Source organism: Aquimarina celericrescens (assembly GCF_042682765.1).
GTDB classification, from domain to species: Bacteria; Bacteroidota; Bacteroidia; order Flavobacteriales; family Flavobacteriaceae; genus Aquimarina; species Aquimarina celericrescens.
This window is the reverse complement of sequence record NZ_JBHUHY010000006.1, coordinates 40501-57922: the sequence shown is the minus strand read 5'-3', so window position 1 is coordinate 57922 and position 17422 is coordinate 40501. Positions and strand designations below refer to the sequence as shown.

The following is a 17422-nucleotide window of genomic DNA, read 5'->3' as shown; positions in this document are numbered from 1 at the left end:
TTTTTGATGATTTACTCGGTACGTAAGCTTTTTGTAGGATTAGCCATCGCTGCTTTAATACTTTGAAAACTAACAGTAAGTATTGAAATGAAAATCGCTAAAAGAGTAGCTATAACAAAGACCCAAATATTAATTTCTATCCGATACGAAAAGCTTTCCAGCCATTTTGCCATGGCGTACCATCCCAGCGGAAGCGAAACTAAAATTGCAATTCCTACTAATCTTAAAAAATCAATAGATAGCTTATATGTTATTTGGCCTACACTAGCTCCCAGTACTTTACGTATCCCTATTTCTTTAATCCTTCTTTCGGCATTAAAAGTTGCCAAACCAAATAGCCCAAGACAGGCAATGATTATTGAGAGTATGGTGAATGTCATAAAAATACGACCCAATCGCTGTTCTGACTGATATGTATTATTAAAAGACTCATCCATAAAATAATAGGTAAAAGGTGCTTCTGGAGCTATATCATTCCAAATACTTTCTATTTGAGCAATAGATTCAGAAAAATTTCCAGCTTGAAGTTTGACAACCATCACGTCAGAATTTCTTTCTAAAGAAAGACTTAGTGCCCTAATATCATCTTTTAATGAAGTGAAATGAAAATTCTTTACCACTCCTATTACGGTAGAAAAAGTAGGATTCTCTAATTCTATGTCAGATGATAATCTCATTCCCAAAGCTTCCTCCGCATTAACACCCAAAATTTTTATGGCAGATTCATTTAAAATAATTGCTGTCGAATCGGCTATGAATTGTGGGTTAAAATCTCTACCCGCAATAATTTCAAGTCCTACCGTATTTATATATTCATGATCTACTTGCCAGTTTTGCATATTCACTGCATGCTCTTGGTCCTTCAAACCTTCTTTAAAAAAAGAAGCATCACTTCTTGAAGAAGGTGTAGGAAGAAAATTACTCATTGAAGCACTTTTTACCGATCCTAATTTTTGTACTTCTTCTTTAAAAGACAAAGCTTGATCACCAGCACTATACACATCTTCTATCACCAAAACCTGATCCCTAGAAAAGCCTAAATCTTTATTTTGAATGAATTTAAGTTGCTGAAAAACGATCAACGTACTTACCATCAAAAAAATTGAGATGGTAAATTGTACTACTACCAGAGAATTTCTAACACCACTACCCCCTACAGCGCTATTACCAGATCCTTTAAGTACTTTGACCGGAATAAATTTTGACATGAAAAAAGCAGGATAAAATCCCGAAAAGATTCCTAGTAATAATGCCGATACTAATAACAGTATCCAGAAATATGGATAATTAAAAGGAATTGTAATACTAGTGCCAGCAAGGTCATTAAAAAGAGGTAATACCAAAGTTGCTATTATGACTGAAAATAATAGTGAAATAAAAGAAATTAATGCAGATTCAGTAAGGAACTGGCTTACTAACCCGGTTTTGTTTGATCCCAATGTTTTACGAATTCCTATTTCTTTAGCCCTCTTAAGAGATATTGCTGTGGACAAATTCATAAAATTAACACTTGCCAATACAATTAGAAATAGAGCGATTACCGATAAAATATATACATTTTGTATGCTTCCATTTGTACTTAGCTCTGAAGACCTGTCTGAATACAGGTGGATATCTGTTAAGGCGATGGTGTCATACCGTAAATGATTTCCCGCTTCTATAAATTGCTCTTCGGTAATACCCGGAAAAAAATCTTGTGCCCATGGTATTACATAAGCCCCCAAGACAGTATTTAAATACTCTTGAAAATCATCTACCTTGGCATTTGGGCTTAGCTTTATAAATGTAGGATAGTTATGATTTCCCCATCCTCCTTCTCTAGAATCCTGATAGCCTGCCATGGCCATAAAGACACCATGATTTCTAAGAAATGAATTTTTTGGCATATCCTCAATAATACCGGTTACGGTATATGTTTGCTCATTATCTAAAATCAAAGTCTCCCCTACGGCGTTACTACTATCAAAATGTTTTTCTGCTGCCGTCTTGGTAAGTATTAACGTATTGGGTTCGGTTAATGCCGTTTTAGAATCCCCGTACAGCAAACTAATTCCGAACATATTGAAAAAAGTGGAATCAGCATAGGCAACACCATTTTCTTTTACATTTAACGACGCATTCTTTTTTCTGATCAGTATGCTCCCATTATTTCTAAATCGTGTAACCAATTCTATATATGGGTAATCTTCTTTAACGGTTTCTGCCATGGGAGCAGATACTTCGGCGAACTCTTGTTCACTACCTCCAAACTTTACATCTGCATTGATTCTGTAGATACGATCTGCATCTTTGAACATAGTATCAAAATTGAGTTCGCTGTGGATATACAAAGAAATAAGGATGCCTCCTGCCATTCCTATAGCTAGCCCAAAAGTATTTAAAAACGTAAAAAATGGTTGCCTTCTTAGGTTTCTCCACGCGATTTTGATATAATTCTTAAACATAACTTTTTGTTTTTTGATCCGCCTCGGCGGACAAGTTCATATTTATTCTGTTTGCAAGCTTTTTACCGGATTTGCAAGTGAAGCCTTAATGGCATGGAAACTAACAGTTCCCAAAGCAATGATTAATGCGCAAATTCCTGAAATTAAAAACATCCACCATTGCACAGATATTCTATAGGCAAAATCTGACAACCAAATATCCATGATAAACCAAGCTATCGGAGATGCTATAAAAAATGCAATGATTACTAATTTTAAGAAATCTGAGGATAACAATTTTACTACCTCGGCAACCGATGCACCTAAAACTTTTCGGATACCAATTTCTCGTCGGCGCTGAAGTATAGAATAAGCCGCAAGGCCTAAAAGACCTAAACAAGAAATCAAAATCGCGAGAATAGCAAAATTGAGAAATAAACTTCCAAATTGTTCTTGAGATCGATATTGTCTATCGAAAGCTTCGTCAAGGAAATAATAATCAAACGAGTCATTTGGTAAAATAGTTTCCCAAGTGCTTTGAATACTTGATAGTGTCTTTTCAATACTTTGACCACTTATCTTGATGGCCAACACATCTGTTCTATCAGGCATTATAGTCATAGTAAGTGGTTGTATATTATCTTGTAAAGATCTGAAGTGAAAGTCCTTAACCACTCCAATAATCTTACCCTCTTTTCCCCATTGAGAAAATTTCACCCCTAGAGCACCTTCAGGTGAGGTAAACCCCAATAATTTTGCTGCTTTTTCATTAATGACCATTCCCTCTGAAGAGTCTGTAACGAATTTTCTAGAAAATGCACGCCCTGCAACCACTTGTAATCCAAATTGTGAGATAAAATCATGATCTACAAAATAGGCATCAATACTAATTACTTGATCTTCTTGATTTCTATTCTCGATAATCGAATAAGCAGTACTGTTGGGAATTCCCGGGGCAGAAGAAGTAAGCGTGGCAGAAATAACGCCAGAAATGTCATGAATACTATTTTTTAGTGCTTTTTGAGTTGGTGATGGTGTTACTGGTAGCATTACCGTATGCTCTTTATTAAATCCTAACTCTTGGTTACGCATAAAATTCATTTGATAATAAATGATTATGGTACCAATAATCAGGGTAATCGAGATTGTAAATTGTGTGACAACTAAACATTTTCTTAATATTGTGCCTCTTGAACCCGTTGAAAAACTTCCTTTAAGCACATGAACAGGTTTAAAGGATGATAAAACGAATGCCGGATATATTCCGGCCAAACCACCAATCGTAATCGCCATCACAAATAGATACAGAATATTGGTTGGATTAGAGAATATTCCATCACTTATATTCTTACCTGCTAATTCATTAAAAACTGGTGTAATCAAAATCGTTAACCCTACGGCTATTACAAATGCAATCAAACTTATAATGATTGATTCACCTACGAATTGTAAAGATAAATGACGTTTTTCTGCTCCGATTACTTTACGCACCCCTACCTCTTTTGCCCTTTCGACAGATCTAGCTGTTGTAAGATTGATAAAGTTAATACAGGCAATTAATAAAATAAAAATCGCGATAATCGAAAAAACATAGGTTGTTACTAAATCTCCATTATATTCTGCTCCTCTATCAGAACGCAAGTATACATCACTAAGAGGTTCTAGAAAAAGAGACACAAATAATTTATCATTTCTCATCATTTCACCAGTATTTCGCTCTAAAAAAGCTGGCAATTTGGCCTCTAATTCTCTTGGATCTGTGTTTGGATTTAGCAATATATATGCTGAAGGATCATATAGTCCCCAAGCATCATTAACTCTAGGCATAATTCCCTCGGTATATGTAGTCATAGAGAGAATCATATTTGCCTTTATGTGAGAATTTTCAGGGATTTCGGCCATAATACCTGTAACCGTGAAGTTAAGATCGTTAATATCTTCATCTTTAATCTTTATCGTTTTTCCAATTGCAGATTCATTTCCGAAGTATTTATTGGCGGTTTCCTGGGTAAGTACAACACTATAAGGTGCTGTCAAAACAGTTTTTTTGTCACCTTGAAGGAGATCAAAATCGAAAACTTCGAAAAAAGCTTTATCAGCTACTGCCGCGTCGTTTTCTGTTAACTTCACGTCATTTCTTCTTACCAATAGATTAACTCTCATAAATCGTACTGCAGAAATAACCTCTGAAAACTCCTCTTCTAAATGAGGAGGTACCGCAAAGGATGGATTATTTAAATTCATCACGCCTGTTGGAGTTTCCAGATCAGCGACTACCCGGTATATAAAATTTTTATTAGAATGAAATGTATCATAACTCCTTTCGAAGTTTACATACTGTAAAATAAGAAAGCCAGCGGTTAACCCTATTGCTAAACCAAAGATATTTATCCCAGAATATATTTTATTTTTTACCAAATTTCTCCACGCGATTTTGATATAAGTTCTAAACATAACCGTTCTTTTTTTGATTGATGAATTAGGTTTGATTGATAGGTTTCTAGTCCATTTTTTGAATTTTGGCTTTGCCAATGATGATTCCCTTGTTTATTGCAGGGTTTCCATGATACGCCACAGTCGCTTCGCCATATGCCGTTACCTTTAAATTATTTGAAACCCTAATTCTGAAATTCCCTTCTCCATAGGCAGTAATTTTGGTGCTTTCATTACTAATTCCTAAAGTATTTACTTCACCTTCTCCGTATACAGTATATTTTTGATTATTTACAATCCCTTCTTTTATTTCCAGATAGCTCTCACCATACATCGTAGCCTGAAGTTTATTCACCTGCAAAGAATTCATAGTTATTTTGGACTCACCATAAATCTTCAGTTTAAAATCTTCCCTTTCGATAGGACTTTTGCAGAGGATTACTTCTTCACCTCTTATTGAAAGTTCTTGAAGGTTTTTGTATGTTACTTTGGCAACTACTTGTGTTCCTTTGTAAATAGATCTTTTTGTTTTCCATCCCTTCTCGTTGTATACTTTCTCATTCTTGGTGATCATTTTTGCACCATCCAGATAGATTCTCAGTGTTTTTCCTTCGACTTTGATATTGATCTTGTCTTCTGGGACATTTGTACTTTCGATAACTACATTTTCATCATTACCTTCTTCAAAAGTTATCTGAATATGTGGACTAATAATCACTTTGTCAAAATTATCAACTGCTACAGTTTTCTGAGCATACCCTGCAATGATCGAAACCAAAAAAAGTATGAATGTTACCAGGTATTGAGCTATTTTTGTCATGATGTAAGATTTTTGTGTGTTTTTATACTGCTATTATTATACATTCACCGCAAAGGGTTTGTTTTGACTTTCGGTAACAATTTGGCCATCAAAGAGATTAATTACTCTATGCGCATAATGAGAATCTCTGTCTGAGTGGGTTACCATCACGATAGTTGTTCCTTCTTGATTGAGTTCTGTAAGTAGATTCATTACCTCGATCCCGTTTTTTGAATCGAGATTTCCTGTGGGCTCATCTGCCAAAATTAATTTTGGGTTAGTAACCACCGCTCTTGCAATAGCAACTCGCTGTTGTTGTCCTCCTGATAGTTGCTGTGGAAAGTGTTTTTCGCGGTGGGCAATCTTCATACGCTCCAGTACTTTTTTTACTTTTTGCTCACGCTCACTTTTTTTCATATTAAGATAAATCAGTGGAAGCTCAACATTTTCAAAAACAGTAAGCTCATCGATAAGGTTAAAACTCTGAAATACAAATCCGAGGTTGCCTTTTCTAATTTTGGTACGTTGATTTTCTTTGAGCCCACCTACTTCCTGGTTACCAAAATGATAAGTGCCTTCAGTAGGATTATCCAGCATACCAATGATGTTTAATAATGTAGATTTTCCACAACCCGAAGGACCCATTATAGCAACAAACTCTCCTTCTTCAACTTTAAGATTTACACTATTTAACGCCAGGGTTTCGACTTCTTCGGTTCTAAAACTCTTTTTTAAGTTTTGTATCTGTATCATTTTTTGATTGATTTATTTTAATACTATTTTTTCGGCATCGCCAAAACTATCGTAATTTGAGGTTATAACTCGTTCTCCAGATTCCAGGCCTTCTAACAGTTCGTAGTATCTGGAATTCTGTTTTCCAATTCTGATTGGTCTTTTCCAGGCAACATCGCCGGAAGCATCCACTACAAAAATCCATTGTCCTCCGGTACTCTGAAAGAAACTTCCTTTTGGTAATAAAAGCGCATCATTAGAGGCTCCTAATTGTAACTTGAGGTTATAACTCTGACCGGATCTTATGGTTTCTGGCTTTTGGTCTACAAAAACCAGATCTACATTAAACTTGCCGTTACGAACTTCGGGATATACTTTTCTCAAGCGCAATTGATATGCTGTCCCATTACGTTCTAATATAGCTGTTAGATCCCTTTTTACACGATCAATATAGTGCTCGTCGATAGAAGCTTCTATTTTATAATCTGTAAGCACGTTTACTTGCCCGATTCGCTGACCTTGTTGTATATTTTGACCTATTTCTGCATCCAAAAACCCTAATTGCCCATCTGCAGGAGCTCTTACATTTAAATGATCAATACGTTCATAAACCATAGATAATGTTTTTTTCATACGGGCAAGATCTGCGTCTAACTCACTTAATGAAGTGCTGCGTAATACATTGTCCTGATCGGTTTGCAATTTGATAATTTCAAATTGCTTTTGTGAAAGTTCATAATTTTCTTTAGAAGTAAGAAATTCTTCTTTAGAAATCAGTTCATCTTCGTATAACGCTTTATTCTGTTCGTAGTTTCTTTTTAGTTTCTGTAATTCGTATTTAGAACTTACCAAATCTTTCCTTCCTTCTACTTGTCTAGAATCAAAAGTAAGTTTTGTAGATCTCAGGTCATTTTGTTTTAGCGCCAAGTTATTTTCGCTTGCCAAAATCTGTTCATAAAGTCCCCGGTTTTCCAGCTTTAATATAATATCGCCTTTTTTGACCATGGCTCCTTCTTCGATTAATTTTTCTGTGACCCTACCTCCTTCATAAGCATCCATATAAATAGTACTTATCGGTGCTACGGCTCCATTGATAGTAATGTAATCATCAAACTTTCCAAAGGATACTTCGGCAATTGACAATTTTTCTTTATCTGTTCTAAAAGTAGCCGCAGAATTACCGAATGCTATTTTCCATCCTGTAAAAAGTAATATCAAGCCTATAACGATATACCCATAATGTTTAGGTCGTAATCCCTTTTTCTTTTCAATTTTTATATCCATTTTTTACTGTGTTCTATTGATATTAAAAACAGGTAAGCCTTTATAAAAGTCAAGTGTACTCTCATTAACTTTTAACCGTAATTGTACCTGTAAATTCTCATTTTGCGAATTTGCAAAAAGATTTTTCGATTGATTTAATTCTATGGCATTGATCATCCCTTTTTGATATCTTTTTTGAGCTATTTCGAATGCCAGCATCTGAGCTTTCATTTTTTGCAAACTTTGCTCATATTCTGTTCTTAGCGCATCTCCTTCTTGCACAAGTTGTTGTATCAATTGATACATTTCCTGCTTCTGAATATCATAATTGTTCTCTGCACGCATCAATTCAACCTTTTGTTGTTTAATGCGAGAGTGGTTAGACCATCCGTTACTAATTGGTATGTTAATTGAAAGCCCTACAAACTGAGACGCATTATCTTTTATTTGTGTTGAAAAAGGAACAAGTATTCCTGTTTCTTCATTAAAATTATTATCCACATATCGAGACTGATATCCTGCTGAAACAGTTAATGTGGGAAACAAATTTCCTTTAGCAATAGCTAGCCGCTTTTTTGCAGCTTTTGCTCTAAGTTCTTGTGCTTTGATAATTGGCACGAACACTTTAGCCTTATTAAAAATTGAATCTTCATTTATTTCCAGAACTTCGTTAGTATTAGTTTCTACACTCAAAGATTGGATGGCAATGGTAGACGCTCCCTCGAGATTCATTTCCTGAATCAATCTCAATTTTGCGGCAACCACGTTATTTTGATTTTGAGTAACTAATAGTTGATCTGCAATCAGTGCCGATTCTGCCTCATATAAATCTGCTTTGGCTTTCTGACCCAGTTCTACTTGCCTTTCTACTAGATTGTAATTGTTCTGGGATACCGTTTCTTGCTCTTTTGAGATTGAAAGCAAACCCTCCATAAACTGAATATCATAAAAGGCTGCCATCACTCTAAATGCCAATAAATATTTTTGGTGTAGTGTCTCTTCGTTGGTTGCTTTGTATATAAACTTAGATGCTTTTATGGTGTTAACTTTCTGGAAACCTTGAAACAAATCAATCTGAGCACTTACCCTGTAATTGTTAGAAACAAACTCGTTATTTACAAACGTACTTGTATTTGGATCCAATGATCTACCAAAATTAAGATTGTAATCGGAATATGCATTGATGTTTGGTAGCAGACTTCGTACCGACTGGCGATATGTTTCTTTATTGGAGTCTTGATTATATTTAAAATCTTTAAGCTGAAGATTATGATCTACAGCATAGGTAACGCATTCGTCTAACGACCAATATTCTTGTGCGTAACTCATGCTGGATACAAGAAATAATAAAAATAATATGATGTTGTTCGTATAATTCATCTGTAGTGTTGCGTGTAATAAATATAACTAGCTGATAGGTAGAACTGATTCTATTATATTACAATAGTTTTATTTTGTTTTCTTATTTTCAAGTTTGATTGCTAATTCAATTGCTTTATCTTTCTTATTTTTCAAATCATCAAATAATTGATCAAAAAATATGTCTTTATCTGTTGAATATTCCAATGGGAAGTCTGGGGAAATCCCAATATTCTCATAATTATTACCTTTTAGGTCTTGGTAAACTTCGTTTGACAATTCATACTCCCACCCGTTTGGAAGCTTTTTATCTAAGGTAGATGAAAAAATTCCTTCTGTGGTCGAGCCAATTCTTGTGAAATTAGGATTTTGCATAGAAGCCAAAACAAGAATTTCAGATGCACTTGCCGTTCTACCACTTGTCAATAAATATACGTTCCCAGTAAAGTTTTGGTTATTTGGAAAAATATGTATCTCTTGATCTTTTGTAAATCCGCTTCCCAATCGTGCCTTTTTAGTAAAAGCAACTTTTTCTGTATTTGAAAAATGGTTTAAGATAGCAAGTGCAACTCCGTCTTTTCCGCCGCCATTAAATCGCAAATCCAATATATAGGATCTGGCATCTTTCAATTCTTTGATAATTGAGTTTAAAATTTTATGTATTCCGTCAACCTCTTCTTGTCGTTGTATTTCATCTTTGCTCTTTTCTGCAACCTCCCAGTATTGATTGAAAAAATTCATCAAATTTAAATCCCTTTGCAAATTATAATCTGCAAGCATGAGCATTGAATTAATTTGAATATAACCTACGTTCTTGTTTACAAGTCCGTATCTTATCATCCCTGCATTATAGTTCCTCAAGCTGTCGACATATAATTTTGCAATTTCCTCGTGCAATTCAAATTCGTCTAGTTTCGAGTACTTTTCCTTCTTTTGTTTTACTTTATCATTATATTGCTCTTCAATACTTTCGGGTACTTCCATTTTTACATGTCCATCATCAAGTAGTGTAATCATTTCTTGAAATATCATGTATAATTCTAGTTCTGTAGTATTTGAGGTAATTTTAGAATTATACGTCTCATACACTTTCTCCCAATCAATTCCTTTTATTTCGAAAGAAGAATAATGTTCATTAAATGTGTTCCAAAACACATTAAAGTTATGCTTTGGGTCATTTTTTAATTCTTTTACAGGTGTATTACATAATTCAGGTAATTTATCCAATCTTGTAAACAACCAATTATCAATTCCATGTTGAATTGTTAATGTATCTTTTGTCCAACTTTTAATTTTTCCAAAATCAAGAATTTCTTCCTCATACGATAAATCACAATTCTGTTTGGCTATATCATACACTTTGATAGTAGAATCTTTCACTTCAATGATATTTCCATATCCAATCTGTTTCCAAATCCCGTTAGGTTTAGGGTTTTCATGATCTGTCTTTTTATAGTTGTATGAGCAACAAATCAAAATGAGAACAAGAGTAGATAGAATTTTAGTTTTGGTCATTCTTTTTAGGATTTAGTATATAAAATTATGTGTACATAAATTTCTTGATGCCAAACTATAACCTAATGCTATGCCATAATTATAAAAATTTGAAAATCAAATACTTAAAAACAAAATCTATAATTCTGAAGTAACAGATTGTAAAAAAATTATACAAATAGTGTCCACTTTTTTTACACATTGTAGAATCTACCATCTCAAATTTGTAGTTTTGTTCAAGAATTCAAATCTTTAATCATGCAAGACGGAAAAATCTTAGTGATCGATGATAACAAAAGCGTTTTAAGTGCGCTAGAAATTTTATTGCAGTTCGAGTTTAAGACCGTAAATACAATTTCTAATCCCAATCAAATCTCGTCATTGGGTGATTTGAATACATTTGATATCGTATTATTAGATATGAATTTTTCAGCAGGAGTAAATACTGGTAATGAGGGATTATTTTGGCTACGAGAAATAAAGAAAAAAGCTCCACTTATTTCGGTAATAATGATGACGGCTTACGGTGCAGTAGATTTAGCTGTAAAAGCATTAAAAGAAGGAGCATCAGACTTCATTCTAAAACCATGGAATAACGAAAAACTGCTCGCAACTATTAAATCAGCCTATCTTTTACGCAAATCACAAAACGAAGTACAAGAATTAAGGCAAAAAGAAAGTCATCTTAAACAGGTAATTAACCAAGATAGTAATTTTATTATCGGAAATTCAAAAGCGCTAACGGCTGTTCTTAATTTGGTAAGAAAAGTTGCCAAAACCGATGTTAATGTTTTAATTACCGGTGAAAACGGAACTGGTAAAGAATTAATTGCTCGCGAGTTACATAGGCTTTCTTCAAGAAAAAATGAAGTGTTTATAGGAGTTGATATGGGTTCGATATCAGAAACTTTGTTCGAAAGTGAGCTTTTTGGTCACATCAAAGGTGCTTTTACTGATGCTAAAGAAGATCGTGCGGGTAAATTTGAAGCCGCCAATAAAGGCTCTTTGTTTCTGGATGAAATTGGAAATCTTTCTTTACAAACCCAAGCCAAATTGTTGTCTGCTATACAAAACAGAACGATTGTACGAGTAGGATCAAATAAAGTGATTCCGGTAGACATACGACTAATTTGTGCTACCAATTGTAATCTTGGTCAAATGGTTGCAGATGGTATCTTTAGGGAAGATCTACTTTACAGGATCAACACCATTCATATTGAAGTACCTCCGCTACGCGAAAGAGATAATGATATTTTGGTTCTTGCTGATTTTTATTTGAAAAAATTCGCATCAAAGTATAACAAACCTGCTCTTAGAATAAATAATGCTGCTGAAGACAAATTACTAACTTACAAATGGCCGGGAAATGTTAGAGAATTACAACATACGATAGAAAGAGCTGTAATCCTATCTGAAGGCAATGTTCTAAAACCAACAGATTTTTTACTGAGTAAAAATTCAGATTCGTTGCTGGATACCAGTCCAGAAACCCTTGATGAGATGGAGCGTGTCATGATTAATAAAGCATTAAATGCTAATAACGGAAATTATAGTGCTGCTGCCAATCAGCTGGGAATATCCAGGCAGACTTTATACAATAAAATTAAGAAATTTGATCACTAATGGCGAGTAGAAATTTTTACGTTAAACTAATTATAAAAGTATTGTTACTGGCCATTATTGCACTTCTTATGGCGTTTGCTTTTTTTAACAAACAGTATTCGATTTCAATTTTTTTATTATCATTATTTTCTGTACAGACCGCTTTTCTAATAAAATATCTAAATCATAATAACAGAAAAATAGCATTTTTTTTTAATGCTATTAAAAATGAAGATTTTACACTTAGATTTCCAGAAAAAGGGGATGTTGGCTCATTTAATGAACTAAATCAAAGCCTTAACACCTTAAACCACATGATGCAGGAGGTGCATCTAAAAAACCAGGCACAAGAACAGTATTATCAGGAAATAATAAAACAAGCCGAAATAGGTATGTTAACCTTCAATAATAGGGGACATATTCTATTTGCTAATCCTAAAGTCGAAAAACTATTAAATTATACTCCTTTAAATCACATTAAGCAACTAGCACAGGTTGATGTAAAATTATATGAGATCTTTAAAAACATTGAACCCTTTGAGCGGAAGCTTTTTCAGTTAACAAACGAACGAGAAACTATTCAGTTGGCTATAAAATCTAATGAGATCTTGTTAAACAAAGAAAGGCTAAATCTTATCACTATACAAGACATCAATAACGAGTTAGATAAAAAAGAAACCGATTCATGGATTAAGCTAATTCGGGTTTTAACACATGAAATTATGAACTCTGTCACCCCGATCACCTCTATTTCAGAATCTATCCTAAGTTATTATAAAGATGAGAAAGGAGTTGTTATGGCTGATCAAATAGATAGAAACAAAATATACAATACCGCCAAAGGGTTAGAGGTTATTAAGAATCAAGGAAAAGATCTTATGAGTTTTGTGCAATCTTATCGAAGCTTTTTAAACGTTCCGACTCCAGACAAAGAGCTAATTAAAGTGGATCAATTATTCGAAAAAGTAAAAGTTCTTACCAGTCAGGAAAAAGGATTCGATACGATCTCTTTTGAGCTTATTAACTTGTCAAAAGACCTCGAGATTTATGCCGATGAAAAACTAATTACTCAAGTATTGGTGAATCTTTCAAAAAATGCAATTCAATCACTTAAAAAAACGCCTGATGCCCAGTTACAATTTATTTCGGGTATTACCGAAAAAGGAAAAAAATATATGATCGTAAAAGATAATGGCCCCGGTATTCCATCTGAAATTATGAATCAGATCTTTATCCCCTTTTATACTACCAAAAATGATGGTACTGGTATAGGACTTAGTCTTTCTAAACAGATCATGCACCTGCATGGAGGGACATTAAATGTATACTCTATACCAAATCAAGAAACCTCATTTACATTAACTTTTGAATAACGCGAACTCTTCTGATGTATGTATAGCTTTAAGAAGCTTCTTTTAGTATATTGAGCACTCTACGCCATAGAATGTCAGAAAAAATCTCTGAATCCTCCATTCCTTCCATAATTGGAGCTAAATTAGCATGAGTAAGTTTGGCACTAACACTATCAATATCTATATCTCCTTTTTCGCCAAGGAAAGCCAATGACCAGTCTCCAAAAGTTCGCTTTGGTTTAACCCCCTGCCAGATCAACTCTACATCATAATGCCGTTTATCTTTTAAAAGTTTTTCATAAAGCCTTAAAATATCAGATTTAGAGCCTTCAATTATTTGAAAAAACACATTTGAGTAATATACAAGGGCACCCGTTATTGAATCGTTTAAATTATTAACCACAGCTTCTGCAACAAGATTCTCTAAATCTAGAATTGACATATCATTTGAAGCCTTTGATTTATAACTTAGTTCAAAAATCATCCCTTTTTTATCGATAGAAGCCTTAAAATCAGATGGGAGAATTCCAAAATGCTCTGAAAAAATTTTTGAAAAATAACTGCGACTCGAAAAGCCTATTTTATAACAAACTTCAGATACTGTTAATTCTGTATTTTGCAACAATTGCCTTGCCCGCTCAACACGTAGTCGCTGGATCAGATTCCCAACAGTTTCACCATATAGATAATTACAGGCTTTTTGCAATTTTTTTGGATTTAATCCTGATATTTTAGCAAGTTGATCAATACTTATTCTCGTACTAATATTATCTCGAATATAATCTCCAAGATCGATTATCTTTCTTAAATCACCTTTAGAAATTTTAGTAATTTTCGATGTATTTCTATATTGTTCATGATTTATCAATTGCGAGGCTAAAGTATTTAATATGGCACCCTCTGTAATTAACATACCAATGACATCAATTCTTTTATTTTCGACAAGTACTTCGGCAAACTGAGAAGTCTCGGGATTGATTTCACCAAAAAATTTGCTTTTCTGATCCAATTCAAAATTATTGGCAAGATTTTTCATAGCACTATCAAGACGTTTGGCTTTTCTGTTTTCTACTTTTTCGAACTTGTTTGCACTCAAAAAAAGTATACTTATTTGTAAATCAATAGCGCTAGGAAGAAAAATCTCATGACCATTAAGGTTGTTACCTGATAGGATGACGTTTTGATTTTTAGAAATTTTTTCTAGGGCAGATTCATTTTTAAACTTATGAAAATAATACCCTTTAACGCAGTATATAAAATAAGTGGGGTAATCATCTATTTCCTTTTTGGTGAATTTTAATTCCTTTGCTAGCCTAACATTATACACTTTGGCTACCAGTCCAGGAAATACCTGATAAGTAGAAATATAACCCTTACCATGTTCATTATTAAAAGTAAACCTTGCCGAGTTATGATTTTCTATAAAATCAGCCTGAAAATAATTTGCCATTTGGCGTAATTGTTCAATCTCATCATTCGTCTCAATGTGCAACATAAATTACCCTTAAATTAAATCATTGCAAAAATAAAGAATGGTAATAACATTATTCAAACAAATATTAACATAATCGAGTTAAATTACCCACAATGAGTTCGTTAAACCTAATGGATTATCCCTCTTAATTTCTTAAAACAATAACGTTCTGGTTGTGATCTCAATCTAGCTTTAAAGTTTTTATTAAAGCCTCAAAATAATAATCTTCCTGCTCAGGAACAATGATCGCCTTATACGCAGTATTTTTAATAACATAGTATGAATTGGTTTCTGGATCGAGTATGCCAGAATGAACATTAACAATCTTCTGAATAAAATCATTAATCAAAAGCACCTCATCATAGGTGATTTCCCGACGAATTGTTGGTTGATCACTTTTGTAAACTAGATAGTCATTTCTAAAACTTAATGATTCACAATCACCGCCTTTTTTATGAAACTCAAATGTAAAGTCTCTTGAAGCAAATATTTTATTGATATTTTCTATGGTAGGTTCTACTTTGCGAGCACAACTTACCAGAAAAATAAGCATTAGAAATAGTGCAATCCTTCTCATGAGCAATTTTTTATACCAATTCTGATGTTAATTTACGCAAAAGAAAAATAATAGATTTTTGCGTTAGATGAAAAAGAAAAATAAGTAATAGCCTTAGCTACGAGTTATTTTTATTTTAAAATATGACGTAAAAAGACATATTTTAATGGTGTAAATTAACATTGGAAATGGTATTAGAGATCAACCAAAAAGAAAAGTAGTAAATAAATAGTAAAATGCCGTATATAGACTCGTTAATTAAATCGTATATACGGCATTCAATAAGGTTGATACTATGATCAATTTTATTTTACGGCAAGGCGTTTGATAGAGTTTTCAAAGTCTACATCCTCAACATTGCTAATAGATAATCCGATACCTCCATTTTTGGAAGCTACAATATATTCGGTTTGAAATTTCTTTTTCGTTTTGTAAGCCTTCAGATATTTAAGTTTTACCACTTTTGAAGTTGGAGTAAAGAAATATCTCCCATGGATTCTTTTATATTTTACCTTTTGATTATTCGATTCGTCTTTCAATTGATCATTAAGACTTGCCACAACTCGAGCTGCTCTATGTTCATCCAATTTATAGAAGTCACAAGCATACACGAATATGTAGTTCTCTACATTATCTTCATGTACAAATATTTCGTAATCCACCTTTTTCTTTTCAATTTTCTCTAATTCCTGAAGTGCAACCGTTTTAAATTTTGCCTTATCCTCAAGCAAATTTACTCTCTTTTTAAACTCTTCTGACGTAGTCTTTGTATATCCACTTGTAAGAAGAATCGTATTGTTTTTAAACTCGATTGTGTTTTTCTTAAACTTAGGGAATTTTGAATTTTCTGCTACTCCGTTAGATAAGTATTCGCAACCAGTAGCAAGGATTACAATACACAATAGTAGAAGTTTTTTCATAGGGCACTTGTGTTAAATATTTAAATCACAATAAGATAATACTTAAGTGATTGGCCCGCAATATAATAAAAAAAAATCACATTATAACCATTCAACCGGTTTTTTGAGCACTTTAACCAATTTTTCTTCATCGCTTTCCGGTTTTGGATGATGGTCGTAGCGCCATTGTACATGGGGCGGAAGACTCATGAGAATACTTTCAATTCTTCCATTTGTTCTTAATCCAAATAAGGTTCCTTTATCATGAACCAAATTAAATTCTACATATCGCCCTCGACGAATTTCTTGCCAATTTCTTTGTTGCTCGGTATACGACAAATCCTTTCTTTTTTCTACAATAGGCACATATGCTTTTAAGAAACTATCGCCTACTTCGGTTACAAAATCATACCAATTTTGCATCGACATTTCCTCTGTTGCTTTACAATAATCAAAAAATAAACCTCCAATACCACGTGCTTCTCCCCGATGTGCATTATAAAAGTATTCATCACACTTCTTCTTATATAAAGGATAAAAGTCTGGATTATGTGCGTCACATGAAGTTTTACAAACCTGGTGAAAATGTTTTGCGTCTTCTTCAAAAAGATAATATGGAGTTAAATCTTGACCTCCACCAAACCAACTATCTACTATGGTTCCTTCTTTATTATACATCTCAAAATATCTCCAATTCGCATGTACGGTTGGAACCATGGGGTTTTTTGGATGCAGTACCAGTGATAACCCACATGCAAAAAAGTCAACATCACCCACCTTAAAATAATTTTGCATTGCCTCGGGAAGTGCTCCATGTACGCCAGAAATATTTACTCCTCCTTTTTCAAACACATCACCGTTTTCGATAACTCTGGTTCTTCCCCCACCTCCTTCTGTGCGCTTCCAGATATCTTCTTGAAACGTTGCTTTGCCATCTAATTCTTCAAGTTTGGTTGTAATTGTATCCTGAAGATTTTGTATGTAGTTGTAAAATTTATCTTTCATTATAATTTAAGTATCATTCTTTTTACTGAAC

13 protein-coding genes are annotated in these 17422 nt (G+C 33.6%); 2 read left to right on the top strand and 11 right to left on the bottom strand.

What is annotated here, in order from left to right; genetic code table 11:
- Positions 1-11: 11 nt before the first annotated feature.
- The 7 genes from ACFSJT_RS08685 to ACFSJT_RS08655 all read right to left on the bottom strand — a co-directional run bounded on the left by ACFSJT_RS08685 (position 12) and on the right by ACFSJT_RS08655 (position 10524).
- Positions 12-2444, bottom strand: coding sequence for an ABC transporter permease (locus tag ACFSJT_RS08685; protein ID WP_378319864.1), 2433 nt, complete (start codon positions 2442-2444; stop codon positions 12-14).
- A 42-nt stretch (positions 2445-2486) separates the two neighbouring features.
- Positions 2487-4877, bottom strand: a complete 2391-nt coding sequence (locus ACFSJT_RS08680) for an ABC transporter permease (protein ID WP_378319863.1) — start codon at positions 4875-4877, stop codon at positions 2487-2489.
- A gap of 46 nt (positions 4878-4923) precedes the next feature.
- Complete coding sequence (locus ACFSJT_RS08675) at positions 4924-5676, bottom strand: head GIN domain-containing protein (protein WP_378319862.1); 753 nt, start codon at positions 5674-5676, stop codon at positions 4924-4926.
- 36 nt (positions 5677-5712) lie between these two features.
- Positions 5713-6408, bottom strand: a complete 696-nt coding sequence (locus ACFSJT_RS08670; protein WP_378319861.1) for an ABC transporter ATP-binding protein — start codon at positions 6406-6408, stop codon at positions 5713-5715.
- Positions 6409-6420: 12 nt separating this feature from the next.
- Positions 6421-7671 (bottom strand): efflux RND transporter periplasmic adaptor subunit, encoded by a 1251-nt coding sequence (locus ACFSJT_RS08665; RefSeq protein ID WP_378319860.1) that lies wholly within the window; start codon positions 7669-7671, stop codon positions 6421-6423.
- A 3-nt stretch (positions 7672-7674) separates the two neighbouring features.
- The gene (locus tag ACFSJT_RS08660) at positions 7675-9030 is read right to left on the bottom strand and encodes a TolC family protein (RefSeq protein WP_378319859.1); all 1356 of its coding nucleotides are present in this window, start codon (positions 9028-9030) and stop codon (positions 7675-7677) included.
- A gap of 69 nt (positions 9031-9099) precedes the next feature.
- Positions 9100-10524 carry a S41 family peptidase gene (locus ACFSJT_RS08655; RefSeq protein ID WP_378319858.1) on the bottom strand — a complete coding sequence of 475 codons (1425 nt, stop codon included), beginning with the start codon at positions 10522-10524 and terminating at the stop codon, positions 9100-9102.
- Between the two features lie 237 nt (positions 10525-10761).
- Between ACFSJT_RS08655 and ACFSJT_RS08650 the strand changes: the two genes are divergently transcribed.
- Positions 10762-12126 (top strand): sigma-54-dependent transcriptional regulator, encoded by a 1365-nt coding sequence (locus ACFSJT_RS08650; RefSeq protein ID WP_378319857.1) that lies wholly within the window; start codon positions 10762-10764, stop codon positions 12124-12126.
- Positions 12126-13478: a sensor histidine kinase gene (locus ACFSJT_RS08645; RefSeq protein WP_378319856.1), complete on the top strand. Its 1353-nt coding sequence runs from the start codon at positions 12126-12128 to the stop codon at positions 13476-13478. Before ACFSJT_RS08650 ends, ACFSJT_RS08645 begins: the two co-directional genes overlap by 1 nt.
- Before the next feature lie 28 nt (positions 13479-13506).
- Here the strand turns inward: ACFSJT_RS08645 and ACFSJT_RS08640 are convergent, their stop codons facing one another.
- The 4 genes from ACFSJT_RS08640 to hemF form a co-directional block, all read right to left on the bottom strand.
- On the bottom strand, positions 13507-14952 hold the full coding sequence (locus tag ACFSJT_RS08640) for a BLUF domain-containing protein (protein ID WP_378319855.1): 1446 nt from the start codon (positions 14950-14952) through the stop codon (positions 13507-13509).
- Between the two features lie 160 nt (positions 14953-15112).
- Positions 15113-15508, bottom strand: coding sequence for a hypothetical protein (locus tag ACFSJT_RS08635; protein WP_378319854.1), 396 nt, complete (start codon positions 15506-15508; stop codon positions 15113-15115).
- A gap of 284 nt (positions 15509-15792) precedes the next feature.
- Entirely contained in the window at positions 15793-16407 is a 615-nt protein-coding gene (locus tag ACFSJT_RS08630) for a hypothetical protein (protein WP_378319853.1), read from the bottom strand.
- Between the two features lie 81 nt (positions 16408-16488).
- The gene (gene hemF, locus ACFSJT_RS08625) at positions 16489-17391 is read right to left on the bottom strand and encodes an oxygen-dependent coproporphyrinogen oxidase (RefSeq protein ID WP_378319852.1); all 903 of its coding nucleotides are present in this window, start codon (positions 17389-17391) and stop codon (positions 16489-16491) included.
- Positions 17392-17422: the final 31 nt, after the last annotated feature.